General features: G+C 69.8%; 24 protein-coding genes and 2 tRNA genes. 20 read left to right on the top strand and 6 right to left on the bottom strand.

Annotated elements, in window-relative coordinates:
• Positions 1–10 precede the first annotated feature (10 nt).
• The 9 genes from recF to ACFV9D_RS09295 all read left to right on the top strand — a co-directional run bounded on the left by recF (position 11) and on the right by ACFV9D_RS09295 (position 11,403).
• Positions 11–1,132 (top strand): DNA replication/repair protein RecF, encoded by a 1,122-nt coding sequence (recF, locus tag ACFV9D_RS09335; RefSeq protein ID WP_385143347.1) that lies wholly within the window; start codon positions 11–13, stop codon positions 1,130–1,132.
• Positions 1,133–1,145: 13 nt separating this feature from the next.
• The gene (locus ACFV9D_RS09330; RefSeq protein ID WP_385143344.1) at positions 1,146–1,700 is read left to right on the top strand and encodes a DUF721 domain-containing protein; all 555 of its coding nucleotides are present in this window, start codon (positions 1,146–1,148) and stop codon (positions 1,698–1,700) included.
• A 351-nt stretch (positions 1,701–2,051) separates the two neighbouring features.
• The gene (gene gyrB, locus ACFV9D_RS09325) at positions 2,052–4,100 is read left to right on the top strand and encodes a DNA topoisomerase (ATP-hydrolyzing) subunit B (RefSeq protein WP_385143341.1); all 2,049 of its coding nucleotides are present in this window, start codon (positions 2,052–2,054) and stop codon (positions 4,098–4,100) included.
• 41 nt (positions 4,101–4,141) lie between these two features.
• Positions 4,142–6,748: a DNA gyrase subunit A gene (gene gyrA, locus ACFV9D_RS09320; RefSeq protein WP_385143338.1), complete on the top strand. Its 2,607-nt coding sequence runs from the start codon at positions 4,142–4,144 to the stop codon at positions 6,746–6,748.
• Positions 6,749–6,853: 105 nt separating this feature from the next.
• A complete protein-coding gene (locus ACFV9D_RS09315) occupies positions 6,854–7,435 on the top strand; it encodes a DUF3566 domain-containing protein (protein WP_385143335.1) in 582 nt (193 codons plus the stop codon).
• Between the two features lie 121 nt (positions 7,436–7,556).
• Positions 7,557–7,630: transfer RNA gene (locus ACFV9D_RS09310), tRNA-Ile, on the top strand.
• A gap of 147 nt (positions 7,631–7,777) precedes the next feature.
• Positions 7,778–7,912, top strand: coding sequence for a DLW-39 family protein (locus ACFV9D_RS09305; RefSeq protein WP_003958712.1), 135 nt, complete (start codon positions 7,778–7,780; stop codon positions 7,910–7,912).
• Between the two features lie 204 nt (positions 7,913–8,116).
• Positions 8,117–10,018 (top strand): VWA domain-containing protein, encoded by a 1,902-nt coding sequence (locus ACFV9D_RS09300; protein WP_385143332.1) that lies wholly within the window; start codon positions 8,117–8,119, stop codon positions 10,016–10,018.
• Between the two features lie 8 nt (positions 10,019–10,026).
• On the top strand, positions 10,027–11,403 hold the full coding sequence (locus tag ACFV9D_RS09295; RefSeq protein WP_385143848.1) for a hypothetical protein: 1,377 nt from the start codon (positions 10,027–10,029) through the stop codon (positions 11,401–11,403).
• Between the two features lie 43 nt (positions 11,404–11,446).
• Here the strand turns inward: ACFV9D_RS09295 and ACFV9D_RS09290 are convergent, their stop codons facing one another.
• Both ACFV9D_RS09290 and ACFV9D_RS09285 read right to left on the bottom strand, forming a co-directional pair.
• A complete protein-coding gene (locus tag ACFV9D_RS09290) occupies positions 11,447–12,751 on the bottom strand; it encodes a protein kinase (protein ID WP_385143329.1) in 1,305 nt (434 codons plus the stop codon).
• Between the two features lie 58 nt (positions 12,752–12,809).
• Positions 12,810–13,358, bottom strand: coding sequence for a helix-turn-helix domain-containing protein (locus tag ACFV9D_RS09285; RefSeq protein WP_385143326.1), 549 nt, complete (start codon positions 13,356–13,358; stop codon positions 12,810–12,812).
• Positions 13,359–13,487: 129 nt separating this feature from the next.
• Here ACFV9D_RS09285 and ACFV9D_RS09280 point away from each other — a divergent pair.
• From ACFV9D_RS09280 to ACFV9D_RS09270, 3 genes are all read left to right on the top strand, one after another.
• A tRNA-Ala gene (locus ACFV9D_RS09280) sits at positions 13,488–13,560 on the top strand.
• Between the two features lie 142 nt (positions 13,561–13,702).
• Complete coding sequence (locus ACFV9D_RS09275; protein WP_385143323.1) at positions 13,703–14,962, top strand: MFS transporter; 1,260 nt, start codon at positions 13,703–13,705, stop codon at positions 14,960–14,962.
• Positions 14,963–15,107: 145 nt separating this feature from the next.
• Positions 15,108–15,476 carry a DUF6344 domain-containing protein gene (locus ACFV9D_RS09270; protein WP_385143320.1) on the top strand — a complete coding sequence of 123 codons (369 nt, stop codon included), beginning with the start codon at positions 15,108–15,110 and terminating at the stop codon, positions 15,474–15,476.
• Between the two features lie 72 nt (positions 15,477–15,548).
• Here the strand turns inward: ACFV9D_RS09270 and ACFV9D_RS09265 are convergent, their stop codons facing one another.
• Positions 15,549–16,319: a DUF5324 family protein gene (locus ACFV9D_RS09265; protein WP_385143846.1), complete on the bottom strand. Its 771-nt coding sequence runs from the start codon at positions 16,317–16,319 to the stop codon at positions 15,549–15,551.
• Between the two features lie 168 nt (positions 16,320–16,487).
• Between ACFV9D_RS09265 and ACFV9D_RS09260 the strand changes: the two genes are divergently transcribed.
• Positions 16,488–17,015 carry a peptidylprolyl isomerase gene (locus tag ACFV9D_RS09260; protein ID WP_385143317.1) on the top strand — a complete coding sequence of 176 codons (528 nt, stop codon included), beginning with the start codon at positions 16,488–16,490 and terminating at the stop codon, positions 17,013–17,015.
• 120 nt (positions 17,016–17,135) lie between these two features.
• Positions 17,136–18,002 (top strand): rhomboid family intramembrane serine protease, encoded by an 867-nt coding sequence (locus ACFV9D_RS09255; RefSeq protein ID WP_385143314.1) that lies wholly within the window; start codon positions 17,136–17,138, stop codon positions 18,000–18,002.
• Between the two features lie 283 nt (positions 18,003–18,285).
• Here ACFV9D_RS09255 and crgA read toward each other — a convergent pair whose 3' ends face one another.
• Positions 18,286–18,540 carry a cell division protein CrgA gene (gene crgA / locus ACFV9D_RS09250; RefSeq protein ID WP_329118500.1) on the bottom strand — a complete coding sequence of 85 codons (255 nt, stop codon included), beginning with the start codon at positions 18,538–18,540 and terminating at the stop codon, positions 18,286–18,288.
• 150 nt (positions 18,541–18,690) lie between these two features.
• Between crgA and ACFV9D_RS09245 the strand changes: the two genes are divergently transcribed.
• From ACFV9D_RS09245 to ACFV9D_RS09220, 6 genes are all read left to right on the top strand, one after another.
• Positions 18,691–19,458 (top strand): DUF881 domain-containing protein, encoded by a 768-nt coding sequence (locus ACFV9D_RS09245; protein ID WP_385143311.1) that lies wholly within the window; start codon positions 18,691–18,693, stop codon positions 19,456–19,458.
• Between the two features lie 32 nt (positions 19,459–19,490).
• The gene (locus ACFV9D_RS09240; protein ID WP_385143308.1) at positions 19,491–20,189 is read left to right on the top strand and encodes a class E sortase; all 699 of its coding nucleotides are present in this window, start codon (positions 19,491–19,493) and stop codon (positions 20,187–20,189) included.
• A 64-nt stretch (positions 20,190–20,253) separates the two neighbouring features.
• Entirely contained in the window at positions 20,254–20,415 is a 162-nt protein-coding gene (locus tag ACFV9D_RS09235; RefSeq protein ID WP_385143305.1) for a hypothetical protein, read from the top strand.
• The gene (locus tag ACFV9D_RS09230; protein WP_385143302.1) at positions 20,412–21,050 is read left to right on the top strand and encodes an aminodeoxychorismate/anthranilate synthase component II; all 639 of its coding nucleotides are present in this window, start codon (positions 20,412–20,414) and stop codon (positions 21,048–21,050) included. The genes ACFV9D_RS09235 and ACFV9D_RS09230 overlap by 4 nt, the downstream gene beginning before the upstream one ends.
• On the top strand, positions 21,047–22,156 hold the full coding sequence (locus tag ACFV9D_RS09225; protein ID WP_385143300.1) for a class E sortase: 1,110 nt from the start codon (positions 21,047–21,049) through the stop codon (positions 22,154–22,156). Before ACFV9D_RS09230 ends, ACFV9D_RS09225 begins: the two co-directional genes overlap by 4 nt.
• Positions 22,157–22,199: 43 nt before the next feature.
• Complete coding sequence (locus ACFV9D_RS09220) at positions 22,200–22,877, top strand: class E sortase (RefSeq protein WP_385143297.1); 678 nt, start codon at positions 22,200–22,202, stop codon at positions 22,875–22,877.
• A 110-nt stretch (positions 22,878–22,987) separates the two neighbouring features.
• Here ACFV9D_RS09220 and ACFV9D_RS09215 read toward each other — a convergent pair whose 3' ends face one another.
• Entirely contained in the window at positions 22,988–23,122 is a 135-nt protein-coding gene (locus tag ACFV9D_RS09215; protein WP_385143294.1) for a hypothetical protein, read from the bottom strand.
• 102 nt (positions 23,123–23,224) lie between these two features.
• Positions 23,225–25,213 (bottom strand): Stk1 family PASTA domain-containing Ser/Thr kinase, encoded by a 1,989-nt coding sequence (gene pknB / locus ACFV9D_RS09210; RefSeq protein WP_385143291.1) that lies wholly within the window; start codon positions 25,211–25,213, stop codon positions 23,225–23,227.
• Between the last annotated feature and the right edge of the window lie 5 nt (positions 25,214–25,218).

Genomic DNA, 25,218 nt, shown 5'->3' with positions numbered 1-25,218 from the left:
GGCGCACACCATGCATGTCACGCATCTGTCGCTGGCCGACTTCCGCTCCTACGCCCGGGTCGAGGTCCCGCTCGATCCGGGCGTCACCGCTTTCGTGGGGGCGAACGGCCAGGGCAAGACCAATCTGGTCGAGGCCGTCGGCTATCTCGCCACGCTCGGCAGCCACCGTGTCGCCTCGGACGCCCCGCTCGTACGGATGGGGGCGGACCGGGCGATCATTCGCGCCGCGGTCACCCAGGGCGAGCGCTCCCAGCTGATCGAGCTGGAGCTCAACCCGGGGCGGGCCAATCGCGCCCGTATCAACAGGTCCTCGCAGGTCAGGCCCCGTGACGTCCTGGGGATCGTACGGACGGTGCTGTTCGCTCCGGAGGATCTGGCGCTGGTCAAGGGCGATCCCGGAGAGCGCCGGCGCTTCCTCGACGAGCTGATCACGGCGCGCGCGCCGCGTATGGCGGGCGTGCGCTCCGACTACGAGCGGGTGCTGAAGCAGCGCAACACCCTGCTGAAGTCCGCGGCCATGGCGCGGCGCCACGGCGGTCGTGGCATGGACCTGTCGACGCTGGATGTGTGGGACCAGCATCTGGCGAGGGCGGGCGCCGAGCTGCTGGCCCAGCGGCTGGATCTGATCGCCGTACTGCAGCCGCTGGCGGACAAGGCGTACGAGCAGCTGGCACCGGGTGGCGGACCGATTCTGCTGGAGTACCGGCCGTCCGCGCCGGGCCCCGGACACACGCGTGAGGAGCTGTACGAGCAGCTGATCGCCGCGCTCGCGGAGGTGCGCAAGCAGGAGATCGAGCGGGGCGTGACGCTGGTCGGGCCGCACCGGGACGAGCTGCTGCTCAAGCTCGGCGATCTGCCGGCGAAGGGGTACGCGAGTCACGGGGAGTCCTGGTCGTACGCGCTGGCGCTGCGGCTGGCCTCGTACGACCTGTTGCGGGCGGAGGGGAACGAGCCCGTCCTGGTCCTCGACGACGTCTTCGCCGAGCTGGACGCGCGGCGTCGGGAGCGGCTGGCGGAGCTGGTGGCCCCGGGCGAGCAGGTGCTGGTGACGGCGGCGGTGGACGACGACGTGCCGGCGGTGCTGGCGGGGGTTCGGTACGGGGTCGCGGGGGGCTCGGTGGACAGGCTGTGAGGGTCGTGAGGTCGTGAGCGAGAACGAGAATCCCCAGGGCTCCCCGGCCCCCAAGGCACCCGAGCCGTCGGGTGTGGATCTCGCGCGGGTCGCGCTGCGCGCCGCCAAGGAGCAGGCGAAGGCGCGGGGCGCGGCGGCTCAGCAGAAGAAGCAGGCCCGGCGGGGCGGTGGGCTGCGCTCGGGTGCGCACGCCGACGGGCGTGACCCGGTCGGGCTCGGCGCCGCGATCAACCGGCTGATCACCGAGCGCGGCTGGGAGACGCCGGCGGCGGTCGGCGGGGTCATGGGGCGCTGGCCGCAGATCGTGGGCGAGGACCTGGCGAACCATTGCGTACCGCTGAAGTACGACGAGGCGCCGGAGGAGCGGGTGCTCACCGTGCAGTGCGACTCGACGGCGTGGGCGACGCAGCTGAGGTTGTTGGCGCCGAGGTTGGTGGCGCGGCTGAACGAGGACCTGGGGCACGGGACGGTGCGGGTGATCAAGGTCTTGGGGCCGGGCGGTCCGCGCAAGGGGTACGGGCCGTTGCGGGCGCCCGGGTCCGTGGGGCCTGGGGACACGTACGGCTGACGTTGGCCGTGGGTGCGGGGCGCCTGTGGTGCAGGCCCAAGCAAAGGGCACCGGCCTCGGGTTTTGTGCCCACCCGTTCCACCCTGCGGAACGATTGCCCACAAAACCGTGCGCATGACCGCCCACAGCGGGGTGTCACCGCCCGAAGCGCTGGGTGGCCGTCAGAGCCCTTTGGAGCCCCTCCCCGGATATGGGGAGTCGTCTCGCTCCCGCTCAGGGCGGCACATGCGGACTCAGGTACCGGCAAACCCCCATTCGTGTCGGCGCTACCGGTAGACTGGTAGACAATCCCGCCACCCTGCGGAACATGTCGAACGACGCAGCCGCTCCCGTATGCCCGGAGAACGGCCTGTGCTGTGCCAGAAAGGGCGCTTCGTGGCCGATTCCGGCAACCCCAACGAGAACACTCCGTCCGCCAACGCTGCGTCGTACGACGCCAGCGCTATCACCGTCCTCGAGGGTCTGGACGCGGTCCGCAAGCGGCCCGGCATGTACATCGGCTCGACCGGTGAGCGTGGACTCCACCACCTCGTGCAGGAGGTCGTCGACAACTCCGTCGACGAGGCCCTCGCGGGTCACGCGGACACGATCGACGTCACGATCCTGGCCGACGGCGGCGTCAAGGTCGTCGACAACGGCCGTGGCATCCCGGTGGACCTCCACCCCGTCGAGAAGAAGCCGGCCGTCGAGGTCGTGCTCACCGTCCTGCACGCGGGCGGCAAGTTCGGCGGCGGCGGCTACGCCGTGTCCGGCGGTCTGCACGGTGTGGGTGTCTCCGTCGTCAACGCGCTGTCCACCCGGCTCTCCGTCGACATCAAGCGCGACGGCCACCGCTGGACGCAGGACTACAAGCTCGGTGTGCCCACCGCGCCCCTCGCCAAGCACGAGGAGGTCGAGGACTCCGGCACCACCGTGACGTTCTGGGCCGACCCGGACGTCTTCGAGACCACCGAGTACTCCTTCGAGACGCTTGCGCGTCGCTTCCAGGAGATGGCCTTCCTCAACAAGGGCCTCACCCTGACGCTGACGGACGAGCGCGAGTCGGCCAAGGCGACGATGAACGCCGACGACCCCGACGCCGAGGCGGCGGAGGAGCAGCCGGCGCGCACGGTGAAGTACCACTACGAGGGCGGCATCGTCGACTTCGTGAAGTACCTCAACTCGCGCAAGGGCGAGCTGATCCACCCGACCGTCATCGACGTCGAGGCCGAGGACAAGGAGCGGATGCTCTCGGTCGAGATCGCGATGCAGTGGAACTCGCAGTACAGCGAGGGTGTGTACTCCTTCGCGAACACGATCCACACGCATGAGGGCGGTACGCACGAAGAGGGCTTCCGCGCCGCGCTGACGGGCCTGGTGAACCGGTACGCGCGCGACAAGAAGCTCCTGCGCGAGAAGGACGACAACCTCACCGGTGAGGACATCCGCGAGGGCCTGACGGCGATCATCTCCATCAAGCTGGGTGAGCCGCAGTTCGAGGGCCAGACGAAGACGAAGCTGGGCAACACGGAGGCCAAGACCTTCGTCCAGAAGATCGTCCACGAGCACCTCAACGACTGGTTCGACCGCAACCCCGTCGAGGCCTCGGACATCATCCGCAAGTCGATCCAGGCGGCCACCGCGCGCGTGGCGGCCCGCAAGGCGCGCGACCTGACCCGCCGCAAGGGCCTGCTGGAGTCGGCGTCCCTGCCCGGCAAGCTGAGCGACTGCCAGTCGAACGACCCCACCAAGTGCGAGATCTTCATCGTCGAGGGTGACTCCGCCGGTGGTTCGGCCAAGTCCGGTCGTAACCCGATGTACCAGGCCATCCTGCCGATCCGCGGCAAGATCCTGAACGTCGAGAAGGCGCGGATCGACAAGATCCTGCAGAACACCGAGGTCCAGGCGCTGATCTCGGCCTTCGGCACCGGAGTCCACGAGGACTTCGACATCGAGAAGCTCCGCTATCACAAGATCATTCTGATGGCGGACGCCGACGTCGACGGCCAGCACATCAACACCCTGCTGCTGACCTTCCTCTTCCGCTTCATGCGTCCGCTGGTCGAGGCCGGTCACGTCTACCTCTCCCGCCCGCCGCTCTACAAGATCAAGTGGGGCCGGGACGACTTCGAGTACGCGTACTCGGACCGTGAGCGCGACGCGCTCGTCGAGCTGGGCAAGCAGAACGGCAAGCGGATCCGCGAGGACTCGATCCAGCGCTTCAAGGGTCTGGGCGAGATGAACGCCGAGGAGCTGCGCGTCACCACGATGGACCAGGACCACCGTGTCCTCGGTCAGGTGACCCTGGACGACGCGGCGCAGGCGGACGACCTGTTCTCGGTGCTGATGGGTGAGGACGTCGAGGCACGGCGCTCCTTCATCCAGCGCAACGCCAAGGACGTTCGCTTCCTCGACATCTGAGTCGGTCTCAGCTGACCGTACGAAAGGACTGACGACCAGCAATGGCCGACGAGAACACCCCTGTGACGACCGAAGAAGAAGAGCCGGTGCTGCGGATCGAGCCCGTCGGGCTCGAGACCGAGATGCAGCGCTCGTACCTCGACTACGCGATGTCCGTCATCGTGTCGCGTGCGCTGCCCGACGTGCGGGACGGCCTCAAGCCCGTCCACCGGCGCGTGCTGTACGCGATGTACGACGGCGGCTACCGGCCCGAGAAGGGCTTCTACAAGTGCGCCCGCGTCGTCGGTGACGTCATGGGTACGTACCACCCGCACGGCGACTCGTCGATCTACGACGCGCTCGTCCGCCTCGCCCAGCCGTGGTCGATGCGGCTGCCGCTGGTGGACTCCAACGGCAACTTCGGTTCTCCGGGCAACGACCCGGCCGCCGCCATGCGGTACACCGAGTGCAAGATGATGCCGCTGGCCATGGAGATGCTCCGGGACATCGACGAGGAGACCGTCGACTTCCAGGACAACTACGACGGCCGGAACCAGGAGCCGACGGTCCTGCCGGCGCGCTTCCCGAACCTGCTGGTCAACGGCTCGGCCGGTATCGCGGTCGGTATGGCGACCAACATCCCGCCGCACAACCTGCGCGAGGTCGCGGCCGGTGCCCAGTGGGCGCTGGAGCACCCGGAGGCCACGCACGAGGAGCTGCTCGACGCGCTCATCGAGCGGATCAAGGGCCCTGACTTCCCGACCGGCGCGCTGGTCGTGGGCCGCAAGGGCATCGAGGAGGCGTACCGCACCGGTCGTGGCTCCATCACGATGCGCGCGGTCGTCGAGGTCGAGGAGATCCAGAACCGCCAGTGCCTGGTGGTCACGGAGCTTCCGTACCAGACCAACCCGGACAACCTCGCGCAGAAGATCGCCGACCTGGTGAAGGACGGCAAGATCGGCGGCATCGCCGACGTCCGCGACGAGACCTCGTCCCGTACCGGCCAGCGGCTCGTCATCGTGCTCAAGCGCGATGCCGTCGCCAAGGTCGTGCTCAACAACCTGTACAAGCACACCGACCTGCAGACGAACTTCGGCGCGAACATGCTGGCGCTCGTCGACGGTGTGCCGCGCACGCTCTCCCTGGACGCGTTCATCCGTCACTGGGTGACGCACCAGATCGAGGTCATCGTGCGCCGGACCCGCTTCCGGCTGCGCAAGGCCGAGGAGCGCGCCCACATCCTGCGCGGTCTGCTCAAGGCGCTCGACGCGATCGACGAGGTCATCGCGCTCATCCGGCGCAGCGACACGGTCGAGGTCGCGCGCGAGGGCCTGATGGGCCTGCTGCAGATCGACGAGATCCAGGCCAACGCCATCCTCGAGATGCAGCTGCGCCGGCTCGCCGCCCTGGAGCGCCAGAAGATCGTCGCCGAGCACGACGAGCTCCAGGCGAAGATCAACGAGTACAACGCGATCCTCGCGTCCGAGGAGCGTCAGCGCCGGATCGTCAGCGAGGAGCTGGCGCTGCTCGTCGAGAAGTTCGGCGACGACCGCCGCTCCAAGCTGGTGCCCTTCGACGGTGACATGTCCATCGAGGACCTGATCGCCGAGGAGGACATCGTCGTCACCATCACGCGTGGCGGCTATGTGAAGCGGACGAAGACCGAGGACTACCGCTCGCAGAAGCGCGGCGGCAAGGGCGTGCGCGGCACGAAGCTGAAGCAGGACGACATCGTCGACCACTTCTTCGTGTCCACGACCCACCACTGGCTGCTCTTCTTCACCAACAAGGGCCGGGTCTACCGGGCCAAGGCGTACGAGCTTCCGGACGCCGGCCGGGACGCGCGCGGCCAGCACGTCGCCAACCTGCTGGCCTTCCAGCCGGACGAGCAGATCGCCGAGATCCTGGCGATCCGCGACTACGAGGCGGCGCCGTACCTGGTGCTGGCCACGAAGGCCGGTCTGGTGAAGAAGACCGCGCTGAAGGACTACGACTCCCCGCGTTCCGGTGGTGTCATCGCGATCAACCTCCGGGAGACCGAGGACGGTAGCGACGACGAGCTGATCGGCGCCGAGCTGGTGTCGGCGGAGGACGATCTGCTGCTCATCAGCAAGAAGGCGCAGTCGATCCGGTTCACCGCTACGGACGACGCGCTGCGTCCGATGGGACGTGCGACGTCCGGAGTCAAGGGGATGAGTTTCCGCGAGGGCGACGAGCTGCTCTCGATGAATGTCGTCCGGCCGGGTACGTTCGTCTTCACCGCCACCGACGGTGGGTACGCGAAGCGGACCAACGTCGACGAGTACCGCGTCCAGGGTCGCGGTGGCCTCGGTATCAAGGCCGCCAAGATCGTGGAGGACCGTGGTTCGCTCGTGGGCGCGCTGGTGGTCGAGGAGACGGACGAGATCCTCGCCATCACGCTGTCCGGCGGTGTGATTCGTACGCGAGTCAACGAAGTCAGGGAGACCGGCCGTGACACCATGGGCGTCCAGCTGATCAACCTGGGCAAGCGGGATGCCGTCGTCGGCATCGCGCGGAACGCCGAGGCGGGCAGCGAGGCCGAAGAGGTCGTCGAGGCCGATGCCGAGATCGGCGATGGCGTCGAGGCCGCGACCGCGGTCGAGGCAGCCGAGGGCACCGAGCCCTCGGCCGGGGAGCACGAGGAGTAGAGCGTGAGTGGAGCCACGGGCGCCGGATCGGCGGCTGCCGGAGCTTCTGCTGGTGCTGGAGCGAACGGTGCCCGTGGTTCCGCCACGGACTCCCAGGGGGTTGCGGTGACGGACACCCGAGGGCAGGGGCCCTCGTACGAGACGTACAACGGGCCGCTGCCCGGCGAGCGCGCGGGAGCGCAGCAGCCGAGCGGGCCGTACCACCCGCCGCAGGCGTACGGCGCTCAGGCGCCGGCCGCCGGAGTGGTGGGCGGTGCGGGCGGTCAGAACACGGGCGCCGTGCGTCGGCCGCGTACCGGGGCGCGCACCACGCCCCGTACGCGCAAGGCGCGGCTGCGGGTGGCCAAGGCCGATCCGTGGTCGGTGATGAAGGTGAGCTTCCTGCTCTCCATCGCGCTGGGCGTCTGCACGGTCGTGGCCGCGTCGGTGCTGTGGATGGTCATGGACGCCATGGGCGTCTTCTCGACCGTCGGCGGCACGATCAGCGAGGCGACGGGCTCGAACGAGTCCAACGGCTTCGATCTGCAGTCGTTCCTCTCGCTGCCGCGGGTGCTCATGTTCACCTCGGTGATCGCCGTGATCGACGTGGTCCTGATGACCGCGCTGGCGACCCTGGGGGCGTTCATCTACAACCTGTCCGCCGGTTTCGTGGGCGGCGTGGAGCTGACGCTGGCGGAGGACGAGTGACCTGCGTGGGGGCCTGAAGCCGTGCTCATCAGGGGCTCCGTCCCGGGCGATTTTGGGACTGGCCCCCACGTGCGCTAATCTTCAGGAGTCAGCGCGCGGGACACACACCGCAGAGCGCGGCGGGGCTATAGCTCAGTTGGTTAGAGCGCATCCCTGATAAGGATGAGGCCACAGGTTCAAATCCTGTTAGCCCCACAGTGCAGATCGGCCCGGACGGTTCACCGTCCGGGCCGATTGCTTTGTGCGAGGGCCGGGTGCTCGGGTAGGTCACCGATCGGTATCGGTCGGTGTGTAGAGTGGGCGTCAGAAGTCTCCTACGTCAACGAAAGACGAGGTCGCGCGGTGAAGAAGCTTCTCCTGGTCGCACTGGCCGCCATCGGCGGGCTCCTCGTGTACCGCCAGATCCAGGCGGATCGCGCCGAGCAGGATCTGTGGACGGAGGCGACCGACTCCGTGCCCGCAGGTTCGGGTGTCTGAGACGCAGCACGTTCGAGCGTGAAGCCCCGGCCGCTACCGAGCGGTCGGGGCTTCGCGCTGTTCCAGACCCTGTTGCCGGCGCTGTTCACGGCACTGCTCCGAGCCCTGTTTCAGGACCGTGACGCAGGCCCTCTTGAGTTCACCCCCGCAAATCATTAAGTTGCGAGAGCAAAGTTGAGTGATCGCGGTCAAGGGGGAAGTGACATGAGAGTGCGACGAACAGCGGCCGGATGGGCGGCGGGGGCGTTGCTCGCCCTGCTGCTCGCGCCGGTACCGGGGGCGGCCGCGGCCGAGCGCGAAGGAGCCGGCACCGGAAGCCTGGTGATGGTGCTCGACTCGTCCGGCTCCATGGGCGACGACGACGGCTCGGGACGTACGAGGATGGCGGCGGCCCGCGCGGCCGTCGGGACCGTCGTCGACGGCCTGCCTGACGGGCATCCCACCGGACTGCGGGTCTACGGCGCCGACCGGCCCAAGGGATGCACGGACACCCGGCTCGTCCGGCCGGTCGAGCCGCTGGACCGGGCCGGCCTCAAGGCCGCCGTCGCGGCGCTGAAGCCCACCGGGGACACTCCCATCGGGCTGTCCCTCCAGAAGGCCGCCCAGGACCTTCCCGAGCCCTCCGGCGGAACGATCGGGACGCGCACGATCCTGCTGATCTCCGACGGCGAGGACAACTGCGGCAGCCCCAAGCCCTGCGAGGTCGCCGCACAGCTCGCCAAGGACGGCATCGGCCTGCGGATCGACACCGTCGGCTTCCAGGTGAAGGGCGCGGCGCGCAAGGATCTGGAGTGCATCGCCGAGGCGGGCAACGGCCGTTACTACGACGCGCCCGACGCCGACGCGCTCGCCCGGCAGCTCCAGCGGGCCTCGCGGCTGTCGGCGGACGGCTACCGCCTCCAGGGCAAGCAGATCGCGGGCACCCCGACGAGCGACCGGGCGCCCGGGCTCGTACCGGGGCAGTACCTGGACACCATCGGGCCCGGTGAGAAGCGGTACTACGCGGCCGACCTGGACGACGTCTCCACGGTGAACCTCTCGGCGACGGCCGTGCCGCAGCCCGGAGCGGCCGTGGACACCGTCGACAAGCTGAGCACCAGCCTCGTCTACGCGCACGCCGGCGGCGAGGGCAATTGCGCGACCAACAGCGAGATCTTCCACCAGGACGAGGGCGCCGTGCCGCTCACCTCCGCCGTCGCCCGCATCCCGACCGAGAAGCGGTACTCGACCTGCGACAAGGCGGGCCGCTACTGGTTCGTCGTCGAGCGCACCAGCAAGCCCGCGTCGGACGCGGCCCGCTGGCCGCTGGAGCTGGTCCTCGGTGTCGAGACACCGCTGCGCGCCGGGATCACCCCCGCGCAGTCCCGGCCCGAGTACGGAGCCGGCGGCAAGGAGGCCGTCCTGCCCACCGGCGATCCGAAGGACGTCCGCGGCGGGACCGGCTTCAACGACGCGCGGGAGCTCGGGCGGGGCGTGTGGCGCGACCGCCTCCTGCCCTCCCAGACCCTCTGGTACAAGGTGCCGGTCGGCTGGGGACAGCAGCTGCGCTACGGCGTCGAGTTCGCCAACGAGCCGACCGTCGACGGCTCTTCGTCGGTGACGTCGTACGGCGGCACGCAGGTCTACACCCCCGCACGCCACCCCGTCGGCGGCGGAACGGGCGAGTTCGGCTCCACGACCACGTACAACGGGCGTCCCACCGCGCTGAGCATGGGCACCGTGCCCGTCGCCTGGACCAACCGGTACGAGAGCCACCCCAACGTCGTCCCGGTGCACACCACCGGCGGCTTCTACATCGCGGTCACGCTCGGCGCCGAGGCCGCCGAGATCGCCCGGAATCCGCAGATCGCGGTGGTCCTGCGGATCGACGTCCTCGGCGAGGAGCTCACCGGGCCCGAGCACGGTGCGGCGCCGGTGGCGGGAAAGACCGACAAGCGGGGCGAATCGTCCGCGCACGCAGACAGCGGAGGGACGGGCGGGGCAGGATGGACCGTCACCGCGGCCGCCGGGGCGGGCGGCGGAGCCGTCGTACTGATCGCGGCGGCGGTGTTCGTTGTGAAGCGGGTACGGGGCGGGACGGCTACGGACACGAGGAGAGGCGCGTGAAGAGGCGCGTGAAGAGGCAGCGCGGGCGGATGCGGGCGGCCGGGTCCCCGGTCGCGACGGTGGGTGCGGCGGTGGCTGCGGCGGCGGTGTTCACGGCCGTGGCGCTGCCGGGCGTGGCGTGGGCGGCCGGCGAGAGCCCGTACGCCTTCGACGGCGCGGCCACCCAGATCAAGGGCGCCGCATCCAGCCTGGACGCCCAGCAGTTGAAGGCCGGGCAGAGCTACCGGGACTCCATCAAGAAGGACGGCAAGCTCTACTACCGGGTCGATCTCGACGCGAAGTCGAACGCGTACGTGTCGGTGGTGGCCGTTCCGAAGGCCGGCGGCAAGGCGGAGTACGGCGACGGCATCAAGGTCAGCCTGCAGGACGGTTCCGCCACGCAGTGCGGCTACCAGGACGCGGCGTTCGAGTCCGCCGGCTTCACCCGGCCCATCACCGCGTACGCCCACCGCACGATCGAGGCCGACAGCTCCACCTGCCAGCAGGCGGGCGCCTACTACGTCCTCGTCGAGAGGACTTCGAAGGCCGTCTCCACGCCCGACGACTGGGAACTGGAGATCCGCTACCTCTCCGAGCCGGGCGTGAAGAAGACCGGCCCGACCGAACTGCCCGAGAACTGGCCCTCCTCCTCGCCCCCGCCGCCCGCCGGCGGCCCGCAGAAGCGGCAGGGCGGCGCGGGCTTCCACGACGCCACCTCGCTGAAGCAGGGCGAGTGGCGCGCCGACATCAAGCCCGGGCAGACGCTGTTCTACCGGGTGCCCGTCGACTGGGGGCAGCAGCTGTTCGCCACCGCGGAGCTCGGCAGCAGCCCGACCGGCGCCACCGAGTACGTCCCCAACGCGCTGGTGCTCTCGCTCGACAACCCGGCCCGCGGCCATGTCGACCAGGACACCATCACCTACGACGGCAAGCCGGCGACGCTCGCGCTCGATCCGCACCGGCCGGTCGCCTTCGAGAACCGTTACTCCTCCAACAGCTACACGAACGCCATGCGGTTCGCGGGCTGGTACTACCTGTCGGCCACGCTCAGCCCGGAGGTCGCCAAGGAGTACGGGGACAAGCCGATGCCGCTGACGCTGCGGGTGAATGTCACCGATACGGCGAAGGCGGGCCCCGCGTACGACGGGGACGCAGGGATCTTCAAGGTCACCGACGACGACCGGGACGCGGCGGCCAGCGGCGCGAGCGGGCCGCAGGCGCAGAAGAGCGACAGCATGGCCCTGGTCGCGGCGGCCGGGATCGGCGCCGGAACCGTACTGATCGTCGGGCTCGGCCTGTGGACGCTCGCGGGACGGCGACGGGCGGCGCGTGAGGCGCCGCAGGGTCTGCCGCAGGGCGGGCCCCAGGGTGGTCCGCCGCAGTTCGGGCCGCCGACGGGCCGGTAGGCGCGGGCGGTGGGCGCAGGGCGGTCGGCGGGGCGGCCGCCCGTCAGGTCTGGGTGAGCGCCCAGATGCCGACCGCGAAGCAGATCAGAGCGACGACCAGGACCGGGACCGCCACCTTCGGGGGCGGTCCCGGTCGCTTTGCCGGGGCCGACGCCGAAGTGGCCGGGGCGGTGGCCGGTGACGCCTGGGTGGGAACCTGCGCGGCGTGAGCGGTGTATTGACGAGTAGAGGCTTGTTGGTACGACACCGCGGCCGTCGGGGCCTGGGCGAAGTCCGGCGCGGCGGCGGGATGGGGGGAGGCCGTATGCGCGGAGGAGGCGGGGACCGGGGGCTGCGTGGGGGCGGCGACCGGCTGAGGGGGCGGGGACAGGTGGAAGCTGCCCGTCTCGGAGGGGCTCGGCACCGGCTGCTGTGGCTGTGCCTGCGTGTGTGGTGGCGGTTGTACGGGTGCGGGGGCGGGGGCCTGCGTCTCGGGGCCGTTCGGGCCGAAGCCGGCGGGCAGCGGGCCGATCTGGTCGAAGACCTCGACCGGCTCCTCGTCCGGGCGGGCCTCTGGCAGCATCTCGACGGCCGAGGCCAGCGCCTTGCGCACACCCGTCGCCGTCTTGAAACGGGCCTGCGGGTCCGGCTGGAGCAGGCCCGCGAGGACCTGCCACAGCGGCTCCGGAATGCCTTCCGGGGCTCCCGGGGTCCCGTGCGCCATGAAGTACTCGATCAGGGCGCGGGAGTCGGGCTTCTGACCCTGGAGCAGATAGAGCGCGACCAGGCCGACCGCGAAGAGGTCGGCCGGGAAGTCCGGCTCCGCGCCCATCATCTGCTCGGGCGCGAAGTAACCGGGCGTCCCCACCACGTAGTTGGTCTCGGTCAGGCGAGGCTCGCCCTTGCGCATCGAGATGCCGAAATCGGACAGCCGCAGATGCGGCCGCCCGGTTCCGGTGACGTCGAGCAGGATGTTCGCCGGCTTGATGTCGCGGTGCACGACCCCCTCCGCGTGCACCGCGTCCAGACCGGAGAGCAGCTGATCCAGCAGGGTGCACACGAAGCGCGGCGGCAACGCGCCGTAGTCGCCGATGACGTGCGCCAGAGACCCGCCGGCCACCAGATCCATGGTGAACAGCACCTTGTCGTCGTCCGCGGCCCAACTGGCCGGGGCGAGGACATGGGGATGGTCGATCCGGAGCGCCTGCTCCCTCACGAAGCGGAGCAGCGTGTGGGCGTCGCTCTGCTGGAGCACCTTGGCCGCCACATAGCGGCGGCGCCGGTGGTCCCAGGCACGCCACACCGCGCCGACGCCACCGCGTCCGATCGGGTCGATCAGCTCGTACCGACCAGCGAAGACCTCACCCATTGCGCTGCGCCCGCTCCCCGTCGTCCCTGGTCCGTTCTGCCGGACCGGCTGCTCTGTGTCAGTTCTGGTGCGACTCGTAGTGCGCGACCGCGTCCGCGGTGCGCCCCGCGCCGTACACCCGGAGGAACTCTGCCAGTTCCGGGTGGGCCGGGGCGAGGGAGTCCGCCGCATCGATGATGTCGCCCGCGGCCGCGACCGAGCGCAGCAGCGACTGGATCTCGCGGACCACGCGACGTACGGTCGGCGCGCCCGAGCTGGTCGTGGTCTGGCTGGTGCCGGTCAGCACGGAGCCGCCCTGCGACTTCTTGATCTCGTCCATGCGGTCGGTGGCCTCGGCCGCGCTGACGCTGCCGTCGGCGACCTGCCCGGCGAGCTCCTGCAGGGCCTGGACGCGCTGGACGACGGCCGGGTTGCCGATCTTGGCCCGCTGGCCGCTCATCAGTTGGGAGAGCATGGGTGCCGAGAGGCCGAGCACGGCCGCCAGCCTGGCCTGATTGAGCCCGAGATCGTCGATCAGCCGACGGAAGAGCGCCCCCAGCGGCTCTCCGTACCAACTGCGCTGAAGCTCCCTGGCTCTTGCCGTGGCTTCCTGCTGCGCTGCGTCCATTACTTCTCCCCATCCCTGGGGTTCGCCACTGCGAACCTCGATCAGCATCTTACGGAGCGTGGTCGCCGACCGGGAGTCCCAATCCTTTTGCGGGAAAGAGGGGGTGACCCGGTACTCTGTTCTCGTTCCGGGGCCTTAGCTCAGTTGGTAGAGCGCTGTCTTTGCATGGCAGATGTCAGGGGTTCGACTCCCCTAGGCTCCACCGGAAACGCCCCTCTGACCTGCGGAAACGTAGCTCGGAGGGGCTTTTTTCGGTTCTGTGGCGGATCGCTCCCAAGTGGCCCACGTTCCCGTGCCGGCAATGGACCTGTCTGCCTGGGCCACGGCTTCCTACCGTCGTGTGCATGCCGAACCCTTCCTCCACCGCCCCCAAGGCCTCCCGGGCTCCCCGGGCGCTCCTCCTCGCCCAGCTGAGCAACTCGATCGGCGACGGCGCCTTCTACGTCTCCTCGGCGCTCTACTTCACCCGGATCGTCGGCCTGTCCGCCGCGCAGATCGGCATCGGTCTCACCCTCGCCTGGGCCGTCGGCTCGGTCGCGGGCGTCTGGCTCGGCCACCTCGCCGACCGGCGCGGGCCGCGCGGGACCGCCGTCCTGCTGGCGCTCGCCACCGCGGCGGCCGTCGCGTCGTTCCTCTTCATCCGCTCCTTCGAGGCGTTCATGATCGCGGCCGCGGTGTACGCCACCGCCCAGAGCGGACTCGCCGCCGCCCGCCAGGCGCTGCTGGCCGGTCTGGTCGAGCCCTCGGCCCGTACGGAGGTCCTGGCCAGGCTGCAGTCCACCCTCAACGCCGGCCTCGCCGTCGGCGCCGGGATCGGCGGACTCGCCCTGCACGCCGGCACCCGCACCGCCTATCTGTCCGTCTTCGCGCTGGACGCGGCCGGCTTCCTGCTCTGCGCCCTGGTGCTGCGCGGCCTGCCGCCCGTGCCCGCCGCCCCCGCGGCGAAGGGCGGCGAACCCCGCCTCGCGGTGCTCCGCGACCGCCCGTACGCGCTGCTCACCTTCCTCAACGCGGTGCTGCTCCTGCGGCTCCCGCTGCTCAGCCTCGCCCTGCCGCTGTGGATCGTGGAGCGGACCTCGGCGCCCGGCTGGGTCGTCTCGGCGCTGTTCGTCCTCAACACCGCGGCCGTGATGGTCTTCCAGGTACGGACGGCCAGGTCGGTGACCGGACTTCCGCAGGCCACGCGCGCGGTGGGCCGGTCCGGCGTCGTCATGCTCGCCTCCTGCGCCGTGTTCGCGGTGACGGCCGCCGGCCTCGGTCCGTGGACGACCGTCGCGGTGCTCGCCCTCGGCGCGGCGCTCCAGGTCGCCGCGGAGATGCGCCACTCCGCCGGGTCCTGGCAGATCGGCTTCGCCCTCGCGCCTGCCGGCCGGATCGGGCAGTACCAGGGCTTCTACGGCACTGGTGTCCCCGTCGCGCGGACCCTCGGTCCGCTGCTGGTCACCACGCTCCTGGTGACCTGGGGCGTGCCCGGCTGGCTGGTCCTCGGCGCGATCTTCCTGGTGGCCGCGGCGGCGACGAAACCCGCCGTCCGGTGGGCCGAGAGGGCACGCGCGCAGGCGCCCGTCACCGGCGGCGCCACGGAGCTCGTCGGCGTCCACTGAGCCGGACGGGTGGTGTTCATCGGAAGAACTGCGCGGTGGCGGCGTCGCTCCGAGGAATCCGGGCGCCCGTCCACATCATGAGGAAGGTACGAAAAGCGCGCAATTCGAAATGATCCATCCGAGAACGTCACGAAAGCGAGGGGCCATGGCCACCGCCAAGGTCAAGCAGTTCTGGACCGCCTTCATCTCCGTACTCTTCGCCCTGCTCGCCTCCGTCGGCCTGGCGTCCACCGCCACCGCCGCGCAGGCTCCCGCCGTCCAGCAGCCGGAGGAGCCGGCCTCCGCCGCCACCGCCGGTGCGCGCACCCCGGCCGCCGCCGTACCGGCCCAGCGAAGGGCACATCAGTGGCCCGCGCGCGACCGCTCCCTGCCGCCCACGATCAAGCAGCGCATCGGCGCCGAGGCGCACAACTCCTCGCCCTCCGTCCGCCACCTGCCCGCCGACGCCCCGGTCGAGACCGCTCTCGCGGACCAGACGGAGCTGTCGGGCCGCGCGCTCGCCGCGACGGCGTAGGGCGCAGGGAGTCGACGCGCTCCCCGCGCCCCACGACCCAGCGCGCCACACGCGCACGGAGGCAGCCCGCGGTCAGCGACGATCGTCGCGCTCCGCATCGGTATCCGACTCGACATCGGATCCGGCTTCGGCTTCGGCCTCCTTGGCCTCCACCTCGGGATCGAGGGCCCCACTGGCGTCGACGGACGACAGCGGAGACGTACGGGACGACGGTTCCGACGCCCCCTCATCGACCTCGGTAGGAGCAGGCGGTTCGACCAGCCAGTCCGGGTTGGCCTGCTTGTCCCACCACTTCCACAGGCAGAAGGCACCGGCGGCCACCACACCGAGGACCAGGAATCCCTTGGCGAGGTGCCCGACCCTGGCCCGACGCTCGTGCTTCCGAACGATCTTCTGGATTTCCTTCGGTGTCACCTGACCGCGCAGCGCGGCCCAGGCGGCCACCGAACGCGACCCGGCCTCATCGAGGACGGGACCGGTCGCGGCGACCGCGTGCTCGACACGCGGAACGGTGTAATCGGCCGCCTGACGGGCGGCCTTGCGGGTGACGATCGCGGCACGTTGCGCGGCCTCGTCCACCCGCGGCGGTACATGCGGTGCGACATGGCATTCGTACTGCACACGAGCTTGCTTACGGGCCTGATGAGCGGCCTTCGAGACTTTCGGCGCGAGCCGGACGCGTGCCTCGTGCGCATAGTGCGCGGCGTGGTCCTTGGCTGTGCCGGCATACTGCACGGCTTGGTCCTTGGCCGTGCCGGCATAAGGCGCCACCACTTCCGCGGCGTGCAGCACGCTGTCCTTGGCCGAATCGGTCGCGGCGCGCACGCTGTCCATCCGGGTCACGGGATCCTCCTCCTCGGTGGCGGTGTCGGTTTTTCGCCTTTCCACCCATTTCGAAATCATGCCTGTCCGATCGCGGTCCGGCATGCGGGGCGGGCATCCGGGGCATCCCCCTGTCTCTTCCGTGCGAGGATGCGATCCGCGTCAGTGGAGACTTACGGAAGGCGGACCGTGGCCGAGCAGCTCTACGCCACTCTCAAGACCAGCCTGGGCGACATCGAGATTCGGCTGCTGCCGAACCACGCCCCCAAGACGGTCAGAAACTTCACCGAACTCGCGCGGGGCGAGCGCGAGTGGACGCACCCGGCCACCGGCACCCTCGCCGCGGACCGCCTGTACGACGGCACCGTCTTCCACCGGGTCATCGAGGGCTTCATGATCCAGGGCGGCGACCCGCTGGGGAACGGCACGGGCGGACCGGGGTACGAGTTCGCCGACGAGTTCCACCCGGAGCTCTTCTTCGACCGCCCCTATCTCCTTGCGATGGCCAACGCCGGGCCGGGCACCAACGGCTCGCAGTTCTTCATCACGGTCGGCGCCACGACCTGGCTGAACCGCAAGCACACGATCTTCGGCGAGGTCGTCGGAGCGGCGAGCAAGAAGGTCGTCGACGCGATCGCCGCGACGCCGGTCAACGCGAACACCAAGCGCCCCCTCGACGACGTGGTCCTGGAGTCCGTGGTCATCGAGACCCGCTGACCCTCGACCGGTCAGCCGGCCCATCGGCCGGTTCCGCAAGGGAACCTTTCCGCCCCGCCCGTCCGTATGCAGGAGGGCGGGGCACTGCCTCGCCGCCCCATCTCCCCGGGAGGGACCTTCATGGAGCCGCAGTCCGGCCTGCCGCGCTGTTACCGCCACCCGGACGTCGAGACAGGCATCCGCTGCACCCGCTGCGACAAGCCGATCTGCCCGCAGTGCATGGTCTCCGCCTCCGTCGGCTTCCAGTGCCCGGACTGCGTACGCAACGGCTCCGGCACGGGCCACGCCCCCGACGCCAACCAGCCCCGTACGCTCGCCGGCGGCCGAGTGGCGAGCGACGGCCGTTTCGTCACCAAGATCCTCATCGCGATCAACCTCGCCCTCTTCATCGCCGTCCAGGTGGCCGGCGACCGGCTCGTGGACGAGCTGTCGCTGATCGGCTACGCCTTCAGCCCGCCGCTCGGCGAGGTGGTGGGCGTCGCGGACGGCGAGTGGTACCGGCTGCTCACCTCCACCGTGCTCCACCAGGAGATCCCGCACTTCGTCTTCAACATGCTGGGACTGTGGGTCATCGGCGGAATCGTCGAACCGGAACTCGGGCGGATCCGCTACGCCACGCTCTGTCTGCTCTCCGGACTCTCCGGCTCCGCGCTCGCCTTTCTGCTCTCCGCGCCGAACCAGCCCTCACTGGGCGCCTCGGGCGTCGTCTTCGGCCTGATCGGCGCCTGGGCGGTGCTCACCCGCCGCCAGAGGTACGACATGCGGCCGGTGGTCCTCTTCGTGGCCCTGTCGCTGCTGCTGACCTTCACCCGCCCCGGTATCTCCTGGGAGGCGCACATCGGCGGCCTCGTCGGCGGCGCTCTGGTGACCTACGGTCTGCTGCACGCGCCCCGGGCCCGGCGGAACGTGATCCAGTACACGGCCTGTGGACTGGTGCTCCTGATCGACCTCGGAATGATCCTCGCCCGCTCCGCCGCGCTCACCTGAGCGACGGGGGCTGTGGACGAGCTTCCAGGAAAGCTTTCCCCAGAGTTATCCACAGCGCGTGGCGGGTCGTGCGCACCTCGTGGAGAACAACTGCGCCCCCCACCCCTGAGCTGGGCTTTTCCAGTAGGGGTGAGGGGCGGGGTGCTTTTCCGGCGGGGGTACCGCAGTCACACCGGCGTCAACGGCCCTGGAGTTATCCACAGATCTTCGTAAGTTATCCAGTGCTGTGCACAACGCTGTGGATAAGTTCAGGGCAAGGCTTGACGGGCAGGCCGTGAAGCAGCTACTTCCACTGCGTGGAGACGCCGAACCCGGCCGCGATGAAGCCGAAGCCCACCACGATGTTCCAGTTGTTGATGGACTTCACCGGCAGCGTGCCGTCGGTGACGTAGAAGACGACGATCCACACCAGCCCGATCGCGAACAGCGCCAGCATCACGGGAGCCACCCAGCTGCGGTTGGTCAGCTTGATGTTGGTGGCCTGCTTGGCGGGCGGGGGCGTGAAGTCGGCCTTCTTGCGGATACGTGACTTCGGCACGAGGGACTCTCCTGTCGATGCGCTGCGTGACCGCGCAGGGAACTGTGGCTGGCGCCGGGGCGGACGGCTGGGTGACGTAGGAGGACCACTGCGTCCCCCGGGCGTCCGTTAGCGTAGTGGTTCCACGGCACCGAAGGGGATCAGGGTACGTTGAGCAATTCCGCCGACTCTTCCCCCGGGCCGGGCCGACCCGCCAGGTGGCGCCCCGTCCGGGTGCTGACCGCTGCCGTTTTCGCCCTCGCCGGACTGATCTTCGTGACCAGTTTCAACACGGCCAAGGGCACCAACATCCGGACGGACGCCTCCCTGCTGAGGCTCTCCGACCTCATCGAGGAGCGCAGCCACAAGAACGCGGGCCTGGACGAGTCGACCGCCGCCCTGCGCGGACAGGTCGACTCCCTCGCCGCCCGCGACGACGGTTCCACGAGCGCCGAGGACAAGAAGCTGCGCGCCCTGGAGACGGCCGCCGGGACCACCGAGACGTCGGGGGCGGGCCTGACCGTCACCCTCAACGACGCCCCGCCGAACGCCCAGGCCGCCCCCGGCTACCCCGAGCCGCAGGCCAACGACCTCGTCATCCACCAGCAGGACCTCCAGGCCGTCGTGAACGCCCTGTGGAAGGGCGGGGCCCAGGGCATCAAGGTCATGGACCAGCGGCTCATCTCCACCAGCGCCGTGCGCTGCGTGGGCAACACCCTGATCCTCCAGGGCCGCGTCTACTCACCCCCGTACAAGATCACCGCTGTGGGCGACCGGGAGAAGCTGAACAAGGCGCTCGCCGACTCGCCGGCCGTCCAGAACTACCAGCTGTACGTGAAGGCCTACGGGCTCGGCTGGAAAGTGGACGAGCACAAGACGGTGACTCTTCCCGGCTACTCCGGCACAGTGGATCTCCACTACGCGAAGCCTGTGAGCTGACTGCTGAGCTGACTGCGGGGAGGGCCCGGCCGGTGGCGGTGCGACTGATCGTCCGGACGTTCAGCGAGCTGTGCATCACCGTCGGGACCCTGATCGTCCTCTTCGTCGTGTACGTGATGTTCTGGACCGGCGTCCAGGCCGAGAGCGCCACGGCCGGCCAGATCGACACGCTGGAGCAGGAGTGGGTCGACCAGCCGGTCCCGGTACCCGACGCGACCGCGGCCCCGGCGCCCCCGAAGGCGTACACGCCCGGCCGGGGCGTCGCCGTCATGTACATCCCCCGCCTCGGCAAGAACTGGGAGTGGCCCGTCCTGGAAGGCACCTCCCCGTCGCTCTTGAAGAAGGGCCTCGGCCACTACCCGGCCACCGCCCGCCTCGGCGAGACCGGCAACTTCTCCGTGGCGGGCCACCGGCGCACGTACGGAGATCCGTTCAAGGACTTCCCCCGGCTGCGCCCGGGTGACGCGGTCGTCCTGACCGACGGCACGACCTGGTTCACGTACCGCATCGACCGCAAGCCGTACCGGACCGTCCCCACCGACATCGGCGTGATCGACCCCGTGCCCCGGCCCCTGAAGAAGGGCGCCGCCGGCTTGGACGGGCCCGGCCGCTACCTCACCCTCACCACCTGCGAGCCGGAGTGGGGCAGCAGCCACCGGCTGATCGCCTGGGCGCACCTGGACGCCACCCAGCCTGTGACGCAGGGCAAGCCACCGGCTTTGGTCGGCTGACCCATCGCGGGGCCGATGCCCCGTACTCTGGTGCCCGTAACGAACGGAAGGGGCAGCGGACGTCATGTACGGCTGGATCTGGCGGCATCTGCCGGGCAACGCATGGGTCAGGGCGATCATCTCGCTCGTCCTCGTCCTCGGGATCGTCTACGCCCTCTTCCAGTACGTGTTCCCCTGGGCGGAGCCGCTGCTTCCGTTCAACGATGTGACGGTGGACGGCCAGTGAGCGCGCGGATTCTCGTCGTCGACAACTACGACAGCTTCGTCTTCAACCTCGTTCAGTACCTGTACCAGCTCGGCGCCGAGTGCGAGGTGCTGCGCAACGACGAGGTGGAACTGAGCCACGCGCAGGACGGTTTCGACGGTGTCCTGCTCTCGCCCGGGCCCGGCGCGCCCGAACAGGCTGGTGTCTGCATCGACATGGTGCGCCACTGCGCCGCGACCGGCGTGCCCGTCTTCGGTGTCTGCCTGGGGATGCAGTCGATGGCGGTGGCGTACGGCGGTGTCGTCGACCGCGCCCCCGAGCTGCTGCACGGCAAGACCTCGCTCGTCACGCACGAGGGCAAGGGCGTCTTCGCGGGCCTGCCGTCGCCGTTCACCGCGACGCGGTACCACTCGCTGGCCGCCGAGCCCGCGACGGTCCCGGCCGAGCTGGAGGTCACGGCGCGGACGGACGACGGCATCATCATGGGGCTGCGCCACCGTGATCTGCCCGTCGAGGGCGTGCAGTTCCACCCCGAGTCGGTGCTCACCGAGCACGGCCACCTGATGCTCGCCAACTGGCTGGAGCAGTGCGGCGACAAGGGGGCGGTGGGCCGGTCGGCGGGGCTCGCGCCGGTGGTGGGCAAGGCCGTCGCGTGACGACGGGGTCGCCGTGGTTCCGGGCGACGAACGTGCCGGAACCGGTGCCGGAGCCTGAGGCGGTACAGGTACCGGCGCCGCGGTACGAGTACGAGCAGACGGCGTACGAGCCGAGTGGGTACGAGCCGACCGGGTACGAGGCGGCTGGGGCGTACGAGCCGGGGGCGGGGTACGAGCCGATACCCGAACCCGAGCCGTCTTTCGAGGTCCCCGTCGAGCCGTACGAGGAGCCGTACGACGAGACGATGGCCCTGCGGACCCTGGAGGCCTCTCCCGCGGCCTCTCCCGCGCCCGTACCCGGCCCTGGAAGGGCCGAGCGCCGCCGGGCCGCCAAGGGGAGGGGCAAGGGGCGCAGAGGCGCGCCCGAGCCGGCCACAGAGGCCCCTGCCGCCCCGCTCTCGCGCGTCGAGGCGCGCCGTGCTGCCCGGGCCCGCAAGGAGAGCGTGGGCGTCGTCGCGAGCCGTGTGGTGGGCGAGCTGTTCATCACCTTCGGCGTGGTGATGCTGCTGTTCGTCACGTACCAGCTGTGGTGGACGAACATACGGGCCGGCCAGCAGACGGACCGGGCCAAGGAGCAGATCGAGGACGCCTGGGCCCAGGGCCGCGCGCCGGGCGCCTTCGAGCCGGGTCAGGGCTTCGCGATCATGTACATCCCCAAGCTGGACGTCGTCGTCCCGGTCGCCGAGGGCATCGACAAGCCCAAGGTCCTGGACCGGGGCATGGTGGGCCACTACGCGGAGGGCACCCTGAAGACCGCGATGCCCTCCGACAAGCAGGGCAACTTCGCCGTGGCCGGGCACCGCAACACGCACGGCGAGCCCTTCCGCTACATCAACCAGCTGGAGCCCGGCGATCCGATCGTCGTCGAGACCCAGGACGCGTACTACACCTACGAGATGGCGAGCATCCTGCCCCAGACCGCGCCGTCGAACGTGTCGGTGATCGACCCGGTGCCGAAGCAGTCGGGCTTCAAGGGACCGGGGCGGTACATCACGCTGACGACGTGCACGCCCGAATTCACCAGTACGTACCGCATGATCGTGTGGGGCAAGATGGTCGAGGAACGCCCGCGTAGCAAGGGAAAGCCGGACGCGCTCGTAGGCTGAGACCCTCGACCTCACGACCCACACCTCAGGACGGGACGACGCAGTGGCACGTGCGCGCAACTGGATCGCGGGAGTCATCAGTGTCTTCGGTGAACTCCTCATCACCGCGGGCCTGGTGCTCGGTCTTTTCGTCGTCTACTCGCTGTGGTGGACCAACGTCCTCGCCGACCGGGCCGCCGGCCGCGACGGCGACCAGGTCCGCGACCAGTGGGCGGCGCAGGGCCCGGGCGCCCTGGACACCAAGGGCGGCATCGGCTTCCTGCACGTCCCGGGGATGGGCGGCGACGAGATACTCGTCAAGAAGGGCACCGACACCAAGACGCTGAACAACGGTGTCGCGGGCTACTACCTCGACCCGATCAAGTCGGCCCTCCCGCAGGACAAGCAGGGCAACTTCACGCTGGCGGCGCACCGGGACGGGCACGGGGCGAAGTTCCACAACATCCACAAGTTGAAGAACGGCGATTCGATCGTCTTCGAGTCGAAGGACACGTGGTTCGTCTACAAGGTCTACAAGACCCTGCCGGAGACGACGAAGTACAACGTGGACGTCCTCCAGCCGGTCCCGAAGGAGTCGGGAAAGACGAAGCCGGGCCGCTACATCACGCTGACGACGTGCACGCCGATGTACACGTCGGACCACCGCTACATCGTGTGGGGCGAGCTGGAGCGCACGGAGAAGGTGGACGCGGCGAGGACGCCACCGGCGGAGCTGCGGTAGGGGTGACTGAGGTCCCGTAAGGACCTCAGTCAGAGGTTCTAAACTGGCCGAGGCCCGAAGCCGCAACTTCTCCTTGCGACTTCGGGCCCCTGTCGTGCGGCTCTGCTCGGCTACAGAAGGACCGGAAGCGCCACTCCTGCGCTCCACCTCTCCAGGGCCGCGCGGTCCACCACGCCCACGCCGTGCTCCTCGGCGATGGCCCGGGCGTCCGGCGTGAAGGCGGTCGTGGCGATTCCCCACCCCACCCTCACGACCGGATATCGAGCGCTTGTGCCACAGGTCCGCTCCTGCAAAGAGCCCCGGCATCCTCACGGATGCCGGGGCTCTTTGCAGGTGCGTCGATGCGGCTAGTCGAACAAGCCGTTGCCGTCGCCGCCGTTGTTGCCGCCGTTGCCGCCCACCGTGAAGACGGTGATCGTCTGGCCGGTGGTGACCGGGCTGCCCTCCGGCGGGTTCGTGCCCATGACCGTCGCGTCGCCCTTGTCCGAGCCCTGCTGCTGCACGCTCAGGCCCAGGGCCTCGAGCTGCTGCTTCACTTCCTCGAACTTCTTGCCCGTGAGGCCCAGCGGGATCGTCGTCTGGGTCTGCTGCGGGCCCTTGGAGACCTTCAGCGTGATCTGGACGTCCTTGGGCTGGTCGCTGTTGCCGGTCGGGTTCATGCCCACGACCGTGTTGAGCGGCTGCTCGGAGTCCACGTCCTGGCGGGCGACGTTCTCGAAGCCGAGGAGCTTGAGGTCCTGGACCGCCTGGTCGTAGCTGCGGCCGGTGACGTCCGGGAGCTGGGACTTCTCCTTCTTCGCGACCGTGATCGTCACCGGGGAGTTCTGCTCCGCCGAGGTGCCGCCCTTCGGGCTCTGCTCCAGAACCGTGCCCGGGTCCTCTTCGGACTCCTCCTGCTTGACCACGACCGTGAAGCCCTTGTCCTTGAGGAGCTTCTCCGCGCTCTCCTGGGACTTCTCGACGACGTCCGGGACCTCGATCTGCGGCGCGCCCTCGGAGACGACCACCGAGATCGTCTCGCCGACGTCCATCTTGGCCACGCCGTCGAACGCGGGCGTCTGCTTGCAGATCTTGCCCTTGGGCTGCTCGCAGCGCTCGGAACCGGACTGCACGACCTTCACCTGGGCGTTCTTCGCCAGGCCCTCGGCCTCCGGCAGCGTGTGGCCCACCAGCTGCGGCACGGGCACCTGGTCCGTGCCCTCCTTGCCGTCGAAGATCGACTGGCCGATCAGGATCGCGCCCACCAGCACCAGAATGCCCGCGAGCACCAGCAGGATCGTCGAGGTGTTCGACTTCTTCTGGCGGCGGCGGTCCGGGCGGTCGTCGTAGCCGTAGCCGTCGTCCGGGTTCATCGGCGGGAGCATCGAGGTCTGGCCGGCCGGGTCGGCCTGGCGCAGGGCCGTCGTCGGCTGGTCGTCCGGCGGGTAGCCGCCGTAACCGTTGCCGTAGCCACCGCCGTATCCCGCCGCGCCCATCGCCGCGGCCGCAGCGACCGGCTGTCCGTCGAGGCAGGCCTCGATGTCGGCGCGCATCTCGTCCGCGGACTGGTAGCGGTAGTCGGGGTCCTTGACCAGCGCCTTCAGGACGATGGCGTCCATCGACGGGGTGATCTCGGGGTCGAAGTTGCTCGGCGGCTGCGGCTCCTCGCGGACGTGCTGGTACGCGACCGCGACCGGGGAGTCGCCCACGAACGGCGGGCGGACGGTCAGCAGCTCGTACAGCAGGCATCCGGTGGAGTACAGGTCGGAGCGGGCGTCGACCTGCTCGCCCTTGGCCTGCTCCGGGGAGAGGTACTGCGCCGTGCCGATGACGGCCGCGGTCTGCGTCATGGTCATGCCCGCGTCGCCCATGGCGCGCGCGATGCCGAAGTCCATGACCTTGACCTGACCGGTCCGCGTCAACATGACGTTCGCCGGCTTGATGTCACGGTGCACGATGCCGGCGCGGTGCGAGTACTCCAGCGCCTGGAGGATGCCGACCGTCATCTCGAGCGTGCGCTCGGGCAGCAGCTTGCGCCCGGAGTGCAGCAGCTCACGCAGGGTCGAGCCGTCGACGTACTCCATCACGATGTACGGGATGGAGACCCCGTCGACGTAGTCCTCGCCGGTGTCGTAGACCGCGACGATCGCCGGGTGGTTGAGCGAGGCGGCCGACTGGGCCTCACGGCGGAACCGGGCCTGGAAGGACGGGTCGCGGGCGAGGTCGGCCCGCAGCGTCTTCACGGCGACGGTGCGGCCGAGCCGGGTGTCGTGGGCGAGGTAGACCTCCGCCATGCCACCACGGCCGAGCACCGAGCCCAGCTCGTACCGGCCGCCGAGGCGACGCGGCTCTTCCATAACTG

Origin of the sequence: Streptomyces sp. NPDC059875, from assembly GCF_042731085.1 — a bacterium.
Taxonomy (GTDB): domain Bacteria; phylum Actinomycetota; class Actinomycetes; order Streptomycetales; family Streptomycetaceae; genus Streptomyces.
Note: the sequence above shows the minus strand (reverse complement) of the source record. Positions and strands in the feature narration are given on the sequence as shown.